Annotated in this window: 10 protein-coding genes; 5 read left to right on the top strand and 5 right to left on the bottom strand. The window is 60.8% G+C overall.

From position 1 onward, the window contains the following. Positions 1-747: 747 nt before the first annotated feature. A complete protein-coding gene (locus K5Y35_RS26175; protein WP_123463618.1) occupies positions 748-1,323 on the bottom strand; it encodes an ANTAR domain-containing response regulator in 576 nt (191 codons plus the stop codon). Positions 1,324-1,338: 15 nt separating this feature from the next. Beyond that, a complete protein-coding gene (locus K5Y35_RS26170) occupies positions 1,339-2,550 on the bottom strand; it encodes a CmpA/NrtA family ABC transporter substrate-binding protein (RefSeq protein WP_222833331.1) in 1,212 nt (403 codons plus the stop codon). A gap of 225 nt (positions 2,551-2,775) precedes the next feature. On the opposite strand from K5Y35_RS26170, the gene K5Y35_RS26165 reads away from it, so the two are divergent. Continuing rightward, positions 2,776-3,795: a quinone-dependent dihydroorotate dehydrogenase gene (locus tag K5Y35_RS26165; protein WP_128614208.1), complete on the top strand. Its 1,020-nt coding sequence runs from the start codon at positions 2,776-2,778 to the stop codon at positions 3,793-3,795. 238 nt (positions 3,796-4,033) lie between these two features. Here the strand turns inward: K5Y35_RS26165 and rmf are convergent, their stop codons facing one another. Next, positions 4,034-4,249, bottom strand: a complete 216-nt coding sequence (gene rmf, locus K5Y35_RS26160) for a ribosome modulation factor (RefSeq protein ID WP_003223300.1) — start codon at positions 4,247-4,249, stop codon at positions 4,034-4,036. A gap of 530 nt (positions 4,250-4,779) precedes the next feature. On the opposite strand from rmf, the gene rlmKL reads away from it, so the two are divergent. Together rlmKL and K5Y35_RS26150 are read left to right on the top strand one after the other, a co-directional pair. Then, positions 4,780-7,050, top strand: a complete 2,271-nt coding sequence (gene rlmKL, locus K5Y35_RS26155) for a bifunctional 23S rRNA (guanine(2069)-N(7))-methyltransferase RlmK/23S rRNA (guanine(2445)-N(2))-methyltransferase RlmL (protein WP_123463612.1) — start codon at positions 4,780-4,782, stop codon at positions 7,048-7,050. 145 nt (positions 7,051-7,195) lie between these two features. Continuing rightward, positions 7,196-9,577: a diguanylate cyclase gene (locus K5Y35_RS26150; RefSeq protein WP_222833330.1), complete on the top strand. Its 2,382-nt coding sequence runs from the start codon at positions 7,196-7,198 to the stop codon at positions 9,575-9,577. A 203-nt stretch (positions 9,578-9,780) separates the two neighbouring features. On the opposite strand, the gene dacB is transcribed toward K5Y35_RS26150, so the two are convergent. Continuing rightward, positions 9,781-11,241: a D-alanyl-D-alanine carboxypeptidase/D-alanyl-D-alanine-endopeptidase gene (dacB, locus tag K5Y35_RS26145; protein ID WP_222833329.1), complete on the bottom strand. Its 1,461-nt coding sequence runs from the start codon at positions 11,239-11,241 to the stop codon at positions 9,781-9,783. 234 nt (positions 11,242-11,475) lie between these two features. On the opposite strand from dacB, the gene K5Y35_RS26140 reads away from it, so the two are divergent. Further along, positions 11,476-11,820 (top strand): YggL family protein, encoded by a 345-nt coding sequence (locus tag K5Y35_RS26140; protein ID WP_123463606.1) that lies wholly within the window; start codon positions 11,476-11,478, stop codon positions 11,818-11,820. A 253-nt stretch (positions 11,821-12,073) separates the two neighbouring features. Here K5Y35_RS26140 and K5Y35_RS26135 read toward each other — a convergent pair whose 3' ends face one another. Next, a complete protein-coding gene (locus K5Y35_RS26135) occupies positions 12,074-13,264 on the bottom strand; it encodes a benzoate/H(+) symporter BenE family transporter (RefSeq protein ID WP_222833328.1) in 1,191 nt (396 codons plus the stop codon). 270 nt (positions 13,265-13,534) lie between these two features. Between K5Y35_RS26135 and K5Y35_RS26130 the strand changes: the two genes are divergently transcribed. Further along, positions 13,535-14,299 (top strand): GntR family transcriptional regulator, encoded by a 765-nt coding sequence (locus K5Y35_RS26130; protein WP_123463602.1) that lies wholly within the window; start codon positions 13,535-13,537, stop codon positions 14,297-14,299. Positions 14,300-14,386 lie beyond the last annotated feature (87 nt).

Genomic DNA, 14,386 nt, shown 5'->3' with positions numbered 1-14,386 from the left:
CCTCACCCTAGCCCTCTCCCGGAGGGAGAGGGGACTGATTGTGGGATGCTCGCGAAGTACGCCGACCTGTGATTTCTGCTGTGAATCCATAATCGACTCGGTCTTTCAGGTCGATGTTTGACGCCAGACACCTCGATCAATCCCCTCTCCATCTTCCGGAGGGAGAGGGGACTGATTGGGGGATGCTCGCGAAGTACGCCGACCTGTGATTTCTGCTGTGAATTCATAATCGACCCGGTCTTTCAGGTCGATGTGTGACGCCAGACACCTCGATCAGTCCCCTCTCCATCTTCCGGAGGGAGAGGGGACTGATTAGGGGATGCTCGCGAAGTACGCCGACCTGTGATTTCTGCTGTGAATCCATAATCGACCCGGTCTTTCAGGTCGATGTTTGACGCCTGACACCTCGATCAATCCCCTCTCCATCTTCCGGAGGGAGAGGGGACTGATTGGGGGATGCTCGCGAAGTACGCCGACCTGTGATTTTTGCTGTGAATTCATAATCGACTCGGTCTTTCAGGTCGATGTGTGACGCCAGACACCTCGATCAATCCCCTCTCCCTCCTCCGGAGGGCGAGGGGACTGATTGGGGGATGCTCGCGAAGTACGCCGACCTGTGATTTTTGCTGTGAATTCATAATCGACCCGGTCTTTCAGGTCGATGTTTGACGTCAGCACACCTCGATCGGTCCCCTCTCCCTCCGGGAGAGGGCTAGGGTGAGGGGCTTTTCAAGCAGCCAGAGCTTTTCAGCCAAGCAACTCACTCATGGCAATGATCTGCTCCGCCACCTGAATCAGCTTCTGCTGCCGGCTCATGGCCTGGCGGCGCATCAGGGTGTAGGCCTCTTCTTCGTTGCAGTCCTTCATCTTCATCAGCAGCCCTTTGGCCAGCTCGATGCGCTTGCGCTCGGCCAGTTGCTGGTCGCGCGCCTGCAGTTGCGCACGCAAGGCCTGATCGCTTTCGAAGCGCGCCATGGCCACATCCAGAATCGGCTGCAAGCGTTGTGCGTGAATGCCTTCGACGATGTAGGCGCTGACCCCGGACCTGATCGCCTGACGCATCACCCCCGGATCATGTTCATCGGTAAACATCACGATCGGCCTGGGCTGGTCGCGGCTGACCAGCACCACTTGTTCCATGACATCGCGGCCGGGTGACTCGGTATCGATCAGGATTACGTCCGGGCGCACCGTTTCGACGCGGGCTGGCAGGTCGATGGTCAGACCGGATTCGTCGATCACTTCGAAACCGGCTTCAGTCAGCGCGGCTTTCAGACGCCCGACTTTTTTCGCCGTGTCGTTGATCAGCAGAATGCGCAACATGTTGGCGGTCTCCTGTCAGCGGCGGGCGAGTAGGGGAGCGTCATCGCTCAGGGCGTGCAGCTTGAAGCTGCGGGCGAAACCGGCCGGATCGCTGCCGTCCCAGACCTTGCCGTCGAGCAACTGGCTGCTGCGCATGTCGGTGCCCCACGCGGCGACGCCGACAGCGGTGGCGGCGTCGCGGTAGATATCCAGTTGCTGAACCTGGCGGGCGACGGCGAGGTAATCCGGGTCTTCGCGCAGCAGGCCCCAGCGGCGGAACTGGGTCATGAACCACATACCGTCCGACAGATACGGCAGATTCACCTCGCCGTTGCCGTGAAAACGCAGCGCGTGCGGATCCTGCCAGCGATTGCCGAGGCCGTCGGCATAATCACCGAGAAAACGCGGTTCGATGCACGAAAGCGGAGCGTCCAGATATTCCGGCGCGCTGAGCAATTGTGCGGTGCTGCGGCGGTTTTCCGGACTTTCTTCGATAAAGCGGCTGGCTTCCAGGACCGCCATCACCAGCGCCCGCGCGGTATTCGGGTACTGCTCGACAAATTCACGGGTGCAGCCAAGGACTTTTTCCGGGTGATCGGGCCAGATGCTCTGGCTGGTCGCCATCGTGAAACCGAGATCCTGCTGCACCGCGCTGGCTGCCCACGGTTCGCCGACGCAAAATCCGTCGATGCGCCCGGCCTGCAAGTGCGCAACCATTTGCGGCGGCGGCAGCACCACACTGTCAACATCCTGCAACGGATGAATGCCCTGGCTCGCCAGCCAATAGTAGAGCCACATGGCATGGGTGCCGGTGGGAAACGTCTGGGCGAAGGTCAGTTTTGCGCGGCTTTGGTGCACGTGGCGATCCAGCGCTTCAGGACTGATCACGCCGAGGTTTTGCAGGCCGTGGGAAAGGTTGAGGCTCTGACCGTTCTGGTTCAGGCCCATCAACACCGCCATGTCCGTCGAAGCGACGCCGCCGATGCCCAGATGGACGGCGTAGATCAGGCCGTAAAGGCTATGGGCGGCGTCGAGTTCACCGCTGACCAGTTTGTCGCGCAGATTGGCCCACGACGTCTGGCGTTTGAGGTTGAGGGTCAGGCCATAAGGCTGGGCGAAGCCTTGAGTGGCAGCGACGACGACCGAGGCGCAATCGCTCAGGGCCATGAAACCGAGGTCGATCGCGCTTTTTTCCGGGGCATCACTGCCATTGACCCAGGCCAGCGGCCCGACGGACGAATCATTCATAAAAAGCCACCTTGAAAAAAAACGCCGTCCCGGGCTTTTGCACAGGCAAAAACCGAGGACGACGCCATTGTCCTGAGCCGCACGCCGTCGTTGGCTTGCAGGCTGATACCGGGGAAAGGTGCAAGGCATATGCCACTCGCGGCGATTTGCGCGTGCGCCTCGCGCGCCGGGGTGTTGCCCGGCTATAATCGCCGCCTCTTTTCGCCGCCCGAGTCATCGCCGCCCATGTACACCCTGGCCCGTCAGCTGTTGTTCAAACTTTCCCCGGAAACCTCTCACGATCTGTCGCTGGATCTGATCGGCGCGGGTGGGCGTCTGGGGCTCAACGGCATGCTGTGCAAGAAGCCGGCGCACGTGCCGGTGACGGTCATGGGCCTGGACTTCCCGAACCCGGTGGGTCTGGCGGCCGGTCTGGACAAGAACGGCGCGGCCATCGACGGCTTTGCGCAACTGGGCTTCGGGTTTGTCGAAATCGGCACCGTGACCCCGCGTCCGCAGCCGGGCAACCCGAAACCGCGAATCTTCCGTCTGCCGGAAGCCGAGGCGATCATCAACCGTATGGGCTTCAACAACCTCGGTGTGGATAACCTGCTGGCGCGGGTCGCTGCAGCCAAATACAACGGCGTGCTGGGGATCAACATCGGCAAGAACTTCGACACCCCGGTCGAGCGCGCGGTGGACGATTATCTGATCTGCCTGGACAAGGTGTATGCCCATGCCAGCTATGTCACGGTCAACGTCAGCTCGCCGAACACCCCGGGCCTGCGCAGCCTGCAGTTCGGTGATTCGCTCAAGCAGTTGCTGGCGGATCTGGCGGCGCGTCGCGCCGAGCTGGCCCTGCGCCACGGCAAGCATGTCCCGCTGGCGATCAAGATCGCTCCGGACATGACCGATGAAGAGACCGCGCAAGTGGCTCAGGCGCTGATCGAGACCGGTATGGACGCGGTGATCGCCACCAACACCACCCTGAGCCGCGTCGGCGTCGAAGGCATGGAGCACGGTGACGAGGCGGGCGGTCTGTCTGGCGCCCCGGTGCGTGACAAGAGCACCCACACCGTGAAGGTGCTGGCGGCGGAACTGGGTGGCCGGTTGCCGATCATCGCGGCCGGCGGCATTACTGAAGGCAAGCATGCGGCCGAGAAGATTACGGCGGGTGCGAGCCTGGTGCAGATTTATTCGGGCTTCATCTATAAAGGCCCGGCGCTGATCCGCGAATCGGTCGACGCGATCGCCGCCCTGCGTTGATCCAATTGTGGGAGCGAGCTTGCTCGCGAAAGCGGTGTGTCAGTCTCTGTAGATATTGACTGAATAAACGCTTTCGCGAGCAAGCTCACTCCCACAGGTGTGTGCAGCACAAATAATGTGACAGGCATAAAAAAGGGCTCCTCGAAGGAGCCCCTGGGCCGTAGCCCGCCGTCCGGGAAGGACGTGCATGGTAAGTCGCTAGAAATTCAGATTGTCGTGTTGCAGTCAGTGCCCTGTGTCAGCCAACGGCGTGAAGTTCGTTGAGTCTGTGGATTCCCGCAGTGCCGGTCATACCGTCCCAGTTGTCGCCGCGTCCTTCTCGCCAGCCGTTGATCCAGGCTTGGCGTACCGACGGTAGAGTAAATGGGCAAAGCTCACGGGATTTGCCACCAACGCCATATTGATATCCGCGCAAAAATGCTCTTTCCAACGGATCACGCTTAAGTCTTCTCATAGGGTGTTTCCCTCACTTGTTGACTGTTTGTGTCGCGTTGACCTCAACCGAGGTCTGGCAGAAAACTCTGCCGGGGTGCGGCTCGCTGCCGGCGTGGCGAGCCAAGGTGTTGACGCCGTTGCGACGTCAACCTGTGGTCAGTTCTAACCAATGAGTCACACCGAGGGAATGATCGTTTTGTCATAAGGACGTAACGAAAATAGTGCTACAGCCATAAGTAACGACGGGTTTCATGAACGTTTTTTCAGCAAACCCCGGTATGATCGGCTCCGCGGCGGATGGTGGGGTTAATCCTTTAGTGAGAATGACCCACGTTTGCGCTAGGTTAATAAGCGACGAAGGGTCGCTTTAAGACTTTTTGTTTCATCAACTTTTTTATCTGTCCCGGCATCTAAGCTCCTTTAACCCGAGCAGCGGGGATGGAAAGGCACACCTTCGTGCCACGCGGGCGCTCTTTTAGAAAAGCGCCTGATTGAAAACCGGATCGGCAATGCGTTGCCGATTCACTAGCCAAAGGCTCTGGAAATACCATGTCCGACCGTTTCGAACTCTTCCTCACTTGCCCTAAAGGCCTTGAAGGCCTGCTCATCGAGGAAGCCGTCGGGCTTGGCCTTGAAGAAGCGCGCGAGCACACTTCCGCCGTGCGTGGCATGGCGAGCATGGAAACCGCTTATCGCCTGTGCCTTTGGTCGCGTCTGGCCAACCGCGTGTTGCTGGTGCTCAAGCGTTTCCCGATGAAGGACGCCGAAGACCTGTATCACGGCGTGCTCGACATCGACTGGCAGGATCACATGCTGGCCGACGGCACCCTGGCTGTCGAATTCAGCGGCCACGGTTCGGGTATCGACAACACCCACTTCGGTGCCCTCAAAGTCAAAGACGCCATCGTCGACAAACTGCGCACCCCGCAGGGCGATCGCCCGAGCATCGACAAGCTCAACCCGGACTTGCGCATTCACCTGCGTCTGGATCGCGGCGAAGCGATCCTCTCCCTCGACCTCTCCGGCCACAGCCTGCACCAGCGCGGCTATCGCTTGCAGCAGGGCGCGGCGCCGCTGAAGGAAAACCTCGCCGCGGCGATTCTGATCCGTTCCGGCTGGCCACGCATTGCGGCCGAAGGCGGGGCGCTGGCTGACCCGATGTGCGGTGTCGGTACGTTCCTGGTCGAGGCCGGCATGATCGCCGCCGACATGGCACCGAACCTGCGCCGCGAGCAGTGGGGCTTCACCGCCTGGCTGGGTCACGTCCCGGCGCTGTGGAAAAAGCTCCATGAAGAAGCCGTCGAGCGTGCCGCTGCCGGTCTGGCCAAGCCACCGCTGTGGATTCGCGGCTACGAAGCCGACCCGCGTCTGATTCAGCCGGGCCGCAACAACGTTGAGCGCGCCGGTCTGAGCGAGTGGATCAAGATCTACCAGGGCGAAGTCGCGACCTTCGAGCCGCGTCCGGACCAGAACCAGAAAGGTCTGGTGATCTGCAACCCGCCGTACGGCGAGCGTCTGGGTGACGAAGCCAGTCTGTTGTACCTCTACCAGAACCTCGGCGAGCGCCTGCGTCAGGCCTGCCTGAACTGGGAAGCCGCGGTGTTCACCGGCGCGCCGGACCTGGGCAAGCGCATGGGCATCCGCAGCCACAAACAGTATTCGTTCTGGAACGGCGCGCTGCCGTGCAAGCTGCTGCTGATCAAGGTGCTGCCGGATCAGTTCGTCACTGGTGAGCGTCGTACCCCGGAGCAGCGTCAGGCCGAACGCGAACAAGCGGCTTACGACCAGACCCCGGACGAGCCGCAAGAGCGCAAGTTCAACAAGAACGGCAACCCTATCAAGCCGACGCCCGCTCCGGCCCCGGTGATCGAGCAGCCGCGCTTGAGTGAAGGCGGGCAGATGTTTGCCAACCGCCTGCAAAAGAATCTCAAGGCGATGAGCAAGTGGGTCAAGCGCGAAGGCATCGACTGCTACCGCGTCTACGATGCCGACATGCCGGAATACGCCATGGCCATCGACCTGTATCACGATTGGGTGCACGTGCAGGAATACGCCGCGCCGAAGTCGATCGACCCGGAAAAAGCCTCGGCGCGCATGTTCGACGCCCTGGCAGCGATCCCGCAGGCACTGAATGTCGATAAGAGCCGCGTGGTGGTCAAACGCCGCGAGCGCCAGAGTGGCACCAAGCAGTACGAGCGTCAGGCGGCGCAGGGCAAGTTCAATGAAGTGAGCGAAGGCGGTGTGAAGTTGCTGGTCAACCTCACTGACTACCTCGACACCGGCCTGTTCCTCGACCACCGGCCGATGCGCATGCGCATTCAGAAAGAGGCCGCCGGCAAACGCTTCCTCAATCTGTTCTGCTACACCGCGACCGCCAGCGTGCACGCGGCCAAGGGCGGCGCACGCAGCACCACCAGCGTCGACCTGTCGAAAACCTACCTCGATTGGGCACGCCGCAACCTGTCGCTGAACGGTTTCTCTGACAAGAACCGTCTGGAGCAGGGCGATGTGATGGCGTGGCTGGAAAGCAGCCGCGACGAGTACGACCTGATCTTCATTGATCCGCCGACCTTCTCCAACTCCAAGCGCATGGAAGGCATCTTCGACGTGCAGCGTGATCAGGTGCAGTTGATCGACCTGGCGATGGCGCGTCTGGCAACCGGTGGCGTGCTGTATTTCTCCAACAACTTCCGCAAGTTCCAGTTGGAGGAAAACCTGACCGAGCGCTATGCGGTCGAGGAAATCAGCGCGCAAACCATTGATCCGGATTTCGCCCGCAACACCAAGATCCACCGCGCCTGGAAAATCACGGCTCGTTGACACTTGCCAAAGTTGGATCCACAGAGCCTTGATTTTTAAAGGCTCTTGGATCCGTTCAGTGCTAGCCAAATTAATGGCTAATAGCTATAACTCAACTCATGGCCAATGGGGTTTCCCCGGAACACTGGCGTAGTGAGTTGCCTTTATGTCGTTGCACCCCGTGCGCCCAAAGATCCTGGGTTTTATCAGCGAAGAAGTCTCGGCCTGGCTGGTCGCGCTGCTGGTATTGCTCGCCGGCGGGATTCTCACGGGGCTGCTCGCCTGGGCCACCCTCAACCAGTTCCATCAGCAATTGCGTCAGCGTTTTCAACTGCTGGCCAATGAACGTTACAGCCGCATCGAAGAGCGCTTTCAGGATCAGGAGCAACGCCTGGATGGCCTGCGCCGCTTCTTCGCCAACTCCGAGTCGGTGTCCCGCGCCGAATTCGACGGTTATACCCGCCCTCTGTTGCTGCGCACCCAGGCCTATTCGTTTGCCATGCGGGTCAGCGGTGCCGAGCGCGCCGCGTTCGAGCAGCGCGTGCGTGACGAAGGCCTGAGCACGTTTACCATCCGCGAACTTAATGCCCAGGGCGAGTTGCAACTGGCCGCGATCCGCGACGAATACGTGCCGGTGCTGTACAGCCAGACCCAGAGCCGTCTCGGCTCGCCGTTGGGCTACGATTTGCTGGCCCAGCCGCTGCGCCGCGACACCTTGCAGCGCGCGGACAAGCTCGCCAGTCTGGCGGTGTCGCAACCGATGCATCTGGTCAGCATCGAGCCGTCTTACGCCCGCGGCGTGCTGCTGGTGGCGCCGGTGAGCCGCGAGGGCCAGCCGCGACCGTTCGGCTACGCGATGGCCGTAATCAGCATGCGCCAGTTGCTGGCCGACGGCTTGCCGGATGCGTCTCATGACTACCTGTCGGTGCGCATCCTCGATCTGTCAGTCACTGATCAGCATGAGGTGCTGTTCGAATCGACCAACGAGCCGGCGGCCAGCGATTTGTCGGCCACCCGCTTGCTGCGCATGGCCGATCATGATTACCAGGTGGACATCCTGCCGAGCGAAGCCTTTATGCAGGCCAACCATTCGTCGGTCGGCAGTGTGGTGATTCTCGGTGGTTTGCTCAGCCTGCTGCTCAGCGCCTTGCTGTATGTGCTGGTCAGCCAGCGCCAGCGTGCCTTGCGCATGGTCCAGTTGCGCACCCAGGAATTGCACGAGCGCGAACAGGAGTTGCGCGGCACCCACGGCCAGTTGCGCGGGGTGTTGAACGCCGCGACCCAGGTGGCAATCATCGCCACCGACCTGCGCGGGGTGATCAACACCTTCAATCCCGGCGCCGAGCAGATGCTCGGTTACAGCAGTGCCGATGTCGTCGGCCACATGACTCTGGAAAACCTGCACTTGCCCCGCGAGTTGAGTGCGCGGGCGGCGGAATTGAGCGCGCGTTATGGCAAAAGCATTCCTACCTGCCATGCGATGTTGGTCGAGGGCGGTGAAGTCGGTGGCCACGAAGCACGCGAATGGACGCTGGTGCGCAGCGATGGCAGTCATCTACCGGTGAACATGCTCGCCACCCCGGTACTGGATGAGCAGGGCTTGTGGGTCGGCCATCTGGCGATTTGCATCGACATCACCGAGCGCAAGCGTGTGCACGAAGTGCTGGCGGCGCGGGACGTGTTGCTGAAGAAACTCAGCGCCCACGTGCCCGGTGGCATTTATCAATTCAAGATGGAATTCGACGGGCGTTTCAGCGTGATCTACGCCAGCGACGGCATCCGTGAGATCTACGAGCTGGAACCCGACGTGTTGCTGTTCAATGCCGAGGCAATCTTCACGCGTATTCATCCGCAGGACGTCACCCGCGTCCGTACCTCGATTCGTGCCTCGGCGGACAGCCTCAGCCCGTGGCGCGAGGAGTATCGCGTGCAATTACCCGAGCGCGGCCTGCGTTGGGTGCGCGGCGAGGCGACCCCGGAGGAACTGCCGGGCGGCGGCGTGTTGTGGCACGGCTACATCTCGGATATCTCCGACCTGAAGCGGGTGGAAGAAGAATTGCGTGCGCTGTCGGTAACCGACTCGCTGACCGGGATTCACAACCGGCGCTATTTCCAGGAGCGCCTGACCACTGAAATGGCTCGCGTCGAACGGGGCGGCGGCGAGTTGTCGGTGATCATGCTCGACATCGACCATTTCAAGCGCATCAACGATCAGTACGGCCACGCCATGGGCGACCGGGTGTTACAAGCGGTGTGCGAGCGTATTGGTCATCGCTTGCGGCGTACCGATGTGTTTTGCCGCTTGGGCGGCGAAGAGTTCATGGTGCTCTGCCCGGACATCGACGGTGAGCATGCGTACATGCTGGCGGTGGAGTTGTGGCAAGGCTTGCGCAGTGCGCCGGTGGATGTGGTCGGGGTGGTGACGGCGAGTTTCGGCATCGCCAGCTGGCGGCCGGGGGAGGGCGCGGATGCGTTGCTGCTGCGGGCGGATTCGGGGGTGTATATGGCAAAGCAGCGCGGGCGCGATCGCGTCGAGCAGATGAGTTAGGCCGCGACGCGGTTCCCCTGTGGGAGCGAGCTTGCTCGCGAAGGCGGCGGGTCAGTCGCCAAAAATACTGACTGAACTGACGCCTTCGCGAGCAAGCCCGCTCCCACAAAATCTAAAGATCGCAGCCTTCGGCAGCTCCTGCATGGGGATGATGTACACCCTGTACGAGCTGCAGCAGGCTGCGATCTTTTGCTTTGGGCGGCTTAGAGCGCCGAAGCGGTCTGCGGCAGTTTCGGTTGCTTGTACAGATCCAGCAGCACCTGATCCAGCACCGACGATGCGCCAAACGGCGCCTTGTCGTTGAGGATCGCCACCACCGCCCAGGTATTGCCGTTGACGTCGCGGCTGAAGCCGGCAATTGCACGCACGGTGTTCAGGGTGCCGGTCTTGACGTGGGCTTCGCCGCGCATCGCTGTGGTTTTCAGGCGTTTGCGCATGGTGCCATCGGTGCCGGCGATCGGCATCGAGCTGATGTACTCGGCGGCATACGGGCTGTGCCACGCCGCTTGCAGCATGTTCGCCATCTCGCGGGCGCTGACGCGTTCGGCACGGGACAGGCCGGAGCCGTTCTCCATCACCAGATGCGGCGCGGTAATGCCTTTCTTCGCCAGCCACTGACGTACTACGCGCTGCGCGGCTTTGGCGTCATCACCGTCGGCATCGTTGCGAAAGCGCTGACCGAGGCTCAGGAACAGTTGCTGGGCCATGGTGTTGTTACTGTACTTGTTGATGTCGCGGATGATTTCCGCCAGATCCGGCGAGTACGCACGGGCCAGCAGTTTGGCGTTGCCTGGCGTCGCGCCTAGACGATCCTTGCCTTGAATGCTGCCGCCCAGTTCTTTCCAGATCGCGCGCACGGCGCCGGCGGTGTAAGTCGCGTGGTCGAGCAGCGACAGGTAGGTCTGTGAGTTGCAGCCTTCGCCCAACTGGCCGGCCACGGTCACGTTGACGCTGCCATCGGCCTGCGTCACCGGGTTGTAGCGCACGCCGCCGGTGCATTGCTTGGAGGGCAGGGCCTTGACGGTGTTTTCGATATGGATGCTGGCAATCGGTGGTTCCACCGAAATCAGTACCCGACCACCGTCATTGCGCGCGACGAAGCGCAGGGCCTTGAGGTTGACCAGCAGCGAGTCGGGCTTGACCAGAAACGGTTTGTTCTCGTCGTTGCCGTCGTCGTTGAACTCGGGCAGTTGTGGCTGGATGAAGAAGCTGCGGTCGAGGATCAGATCGCCGGTGATCTGGGTCACGCCGTTGGCGCGCAGGTCGCGCATCAGCAGCCAGAGTTTTTCCATGTTCAGTTTCGGATCGCCGCCACCCTTGAGGTAGAGGTTGCCGTTGAGGATGCCGCCGCTGAGGTTGCCGTCGGTGTAGAACTCGGTTTTCCACTGATGGTTGGGGCCGAGCATTTCCAGCGCCGCGTAGGTGGTGACCAGTTTCATGGTCGAGGCCGGGTTGACCGACACGTCGGCGTTGTACACGGTCGGGTTGCCCGGGCCGTCGAGCGGGATCATCACCAGCGACAGCGCGCTTGGCTGCAATTTGCTGGCCTTGAGGGCTTTTTCGACGTTGGGGGTGAGGGCGGTATTAAGGGTGGCGGCGGAAACAGGCAGGGCCAGCGGCAGAAGAAGGCCGGCGAGAAACAGTGGACGCAACGATTTGATCATATGAAATAAAACCCTGCAGAAGAGGGGAAAAATAACGAGGACATGGATGAAAAAGCCCTCAGTGGTCATGAAAGTGTCGGCATTATGCCCCAAGGTTCTACAGCTTGTGCCTTGTCCGGGCCGGCCAATACGTTATTTTTTTACAGGCGGTCGGCTTCAGGGGCCAGAGAGTCGGGCAATCGACGCCTTAAACTGGTAAAGTGCCGGCCGTTAATACTTAAGAGGATTGTTCCAATGGCGACTAACCGTTCCCAGCGTCTGCGCAAAAAACTGTGCGTTGATGAATTTCAAGAGCTGGGTTTCGAACTGAACCTGGACTTCAAAGAAGACTTGTCCGAAGAAGCCATTGACGCTTTCCTCGAAGCCTTCATCAAAGAAGCCATGGAAGCCAATGGTCTGGGTTACGTTGGTGGCGACGACTTCGGTCTGGTATGCCTGCAGAAGCGTGGCTCGGTGAACGAAGAGCAGCGTGCTGCTGTTGAAACCTGGTTGAAAGGCCGTAGCGAACTGACTGGTATGACTGTCAGCCCGCTGCTGGACGTCTGGTATCCGGAAAAGCCGATCAACCCGGCTAAGTGATACTGAAAAAAACGGCGACCTTCGGGTCGCCGTTTTTTTTCGTCTGGTGTTTGGGGGTTCGGCTTTGGTTTGCGGTGAATCTACCCCTCACCCCAGCCCTCTCCCCCTGGAGAGGGAGCCGATTTATGGGCTTGTCAAAATTTGAGTTCGACTCGGTATCTCACGTCGGCGTATGTCCTCCAAGCACCTTGGTCAGTCCTCTCCCTCTGGGAGAGGGCTAGGCGGGCGGCGTTCCGATGGGGGGCTTTTGACCCTAAGCTTTGCGCCAATTCAGAATCAGCAAGGTCAAGACCCCTGCGACAATCCCCCAAAATGCCGAACCAATGGAAAACAGTGTCAGCCCCGACGCCGTGACCATAAAGGTAATCAACGCCGCTTCACGCTCCTTCACCTCGGTCATGGCAATGCTCAAACCGTTGATGATCGAGCCAAACAGCGCCAGCGCGGCGATCGACAGCACCAGTTCTTTCGGCAGCGCGGCAAACAGCGCCGCCAATGTGGCGCCAAACACCCCGGCAATCCCGTAGAAAATCCCGCACCACACCGCCGCGGTGTAGCGCTTGTTGCGATCCTCATGGGCGTGCGGCCCGGTGCAGATCGCGGCGCTGATCGCCGCGAGGTTGATCCCGTGGGAGCCGAATGGCGCCAGCAGCAGCGAGGCGATGCCGGTGCTGGTGATCAGTGGCGAGGCCGGCACGTTGTAGCCGTCGGCGCGCAGCACGGCGATGCCGGGCATGTTCTGCGAAGTCATCGCCACCACGAACAGCGGAATGCCAATGCTGATGGTCGCCGCCAGCGAGAAGTGCGGCGTGGTCCACACCGGTGTCGCCACCTCCAGATGAAAAGCGCTGAAGTCCAGCAGCCCCATGAACCCGGACAGCGCTGTACCGATCAGCAGGGCGGCGAGCACGGCGTAACGCGGCGACAGGCGTTTGACCAGCAGGTAAGTGAAGAACATCCCCAGCACCAGACCGGTGCGGTGTTGCGCGGCGACGAAGATTTCGCTGCCGATCTTGAACAGAATCCCTGCCAGCAACGCCGCCGCCAGCGAAGCCGGAATCTTTTTCACCAGGCGTTCGAAGCTGCCGGTCAGCCCGCAAATCGTCACCAGCACCGCGCAGGTGATGTAGGCGCCGATGGCCTCGCCATACGTGACGCCGCCCAGGCTGGTGATCAGCAGGGCCGCGCCCGGGGTCGACCAGGCGATGGTGATCGGCGTGCGATAACGCAGCGACAGGCCGATGGAGCACACCGCCATGCCGATCGAGATCGCCCAGATCCACGACGAGATTTGCCCGCTGCTCAGGCCGGCCGCTTGCCCGGCCTGAAACATCAGCACCAGCGAGCTGGTGTAACCGGTCATCATCGCGATGAAACCGGCGACGATGGCCGAGGGCGAAGTGTCGGCCAGAGGGCGCAGCCGGGTGTAGGTGGCGTCGTTCATGACGGCGGTGTTCCTTATACAGATGAAGATGTCCCCTTTGACGCAATCCCTACAGGGAATTGTGTGCTGAAGGCGGATTCTGCGATCAAGCCTAAACTCAATCGTAACGGATCGTCGCAATACAGCCGAGGTCACAAACGGCCATACAGTCGTGTTGCCACCATCCATTGTGTACAATCGCGCTGTTTTTTACGCGATACTTGCCAGCGACCTACTGTGCCGTATTACAGTCACGGTCTATTCGCCGCAGTTCTCCCGACTCGAGTGCCCATGAACGAACAGTTGCAACCCCTCAAGAAACAACCGCGAGCAGGCAAAGCCGGCCGCAGCGGAACCCAGGACGATATTGTCTACGCGCATATCTTCGAGGCCATCCTCGAACAGCGTCTGGCGCCCGGCACCAAGTTGAGTGAAGAAGCGCTGGGGGAAATCTTCGGGGTCAGCCGCACGATCATTCGCCGTGCGCTGTCGCGACTGGCCCATGAAGGTGTGGTGCTGTTGCGGCCGAACCGTGGCGCTGTGGTCGCCAGCCCGAGCGTTGAAGAAGCGCGTCAGGTGTTCATGGCCCGCCGTCTGGTGGAGCGTGCGATCACTGAACTCGCCGTGCAGCACGCCACCGCCGAGCAGATCGCCGAACTGCGCCAGATGGTCAACGACGAGCGCGACAGCTTCTCCCGTGGTGATCGCGGCGCCGGTATCCGGCTGTCGGGCGAATTCCACCTGAAACTGGCCGAAGCGGCGAAGAACGCACCGCTGGTCAGCTTCCAGCGCAGCCTGGTGTCGCAGACCTCGCTGATCATTGCCCAGTATGAAAGCGGCAACCGTTCGCACTGCTCCTATGACGAGCACACCCAGTTGATCGACGCCATCGAGGCGCGCAACGGTGAGCTGGCGGTGGACCTGATGATGCATCACATGGATCACATCGACAGCAAGCTCAACCTCGATGAGGAAGGCGCGTCGGATGATCTGCATGCGGTGTTCTCGCATTTGTTGCAGACCAAGAAACCGGGGCGTCCAGCGGCCAAGCTCTAAGTCGGACCGAGTTGGCCCAATCGCTGGCAAGCCAGCTCCCACAGGATGTGTGGTGTAGCGCAAATCGGGTGAACACCTCAAAAACTG

The organism is Pseudomonas sp. SC3(2021) (genome assembly GCF_019856535.1).
GTDB lineage: Bacteria > Pseudomonadota > Gammaproteobacteria > Pseudomonadales > Pseudomonadaceae > Aquipseudomonas > Aquipseudomonas monsensis.
Note: the sequence above shows the minus strand (reverse complement) of the source record. Positions and strands in the feature narration are given on the sequence as shown.

Coding starts and splice junctions, on each gene's coding strand:
- K5Y35_RS26175 (WP_123463618.1), bottom strand. CDS start 1,323: ATGTTGCGCATTCTGCTGATCAACGACACGGCGAAAAAAGTCGGGCGT.
- K5Y35_RS26170 (WP_222833331.1), bottom strand. CDS start 2,550: ATGAATGATTCGTCCGTCGGGCCGCTGGCCTGGGTCAATGGCAGTGAT.
- K5Y35_RS26165 (WP_128614208.1), top strand. CDS start 2,776: ATGTACACCCTGGCCCGTCAGCTGTTGTTCAAACTTTCCCCGGAAACC.
- rmf (WP_003223300.1), bottom strand. CDS start 4,249: ATGAGAAGACTTAAGCGTGATCCGTTGGAAAGAGCATTTTTGCGCGGA.
- rlmKL (WP_123463612.1), top strand. CDS start 4,780: ATGTCCGACCGTTTCGAACTCTTCCTCACTTGCCCTAAAGGCCTTGAA.
- K5Y35_RS26150 (WP_222833330.1), top strand. CDS start 7,196: ATGTCGTTGCACCCCGTGCGCCCAAAGATCCTGGGTTTTATCAGCGAA.
- dacB (WP_222833329.1), bottom strand. CDS start 11,241: ATGATCAAATCGTTGCGTCCACTGTTTCTCGCCGGCCTTCTTCTGCCG.
- K5Y35_RS26140 (WP_123463606.1), top strand. CDS start 11,476: ATGGCGACTAACCGTTCCCAGCGTCTGCGCAAAAAACTGTGCGTTGAT.
- K5Y35_RS26135 (WP_222833328.1), bottom strand. CDS start 13,264: ATGAACGACGCCACCTACACCCGGCTGCGCCCTCTGGCCGACACTTCG.
- K5Y35_RS26130 (WP_123463602.1), top strand. CDS start 13,535: ATGAACGAACAGTTGCAACCCCTCAAGAAACAACCGCGAGCAGGCAAA.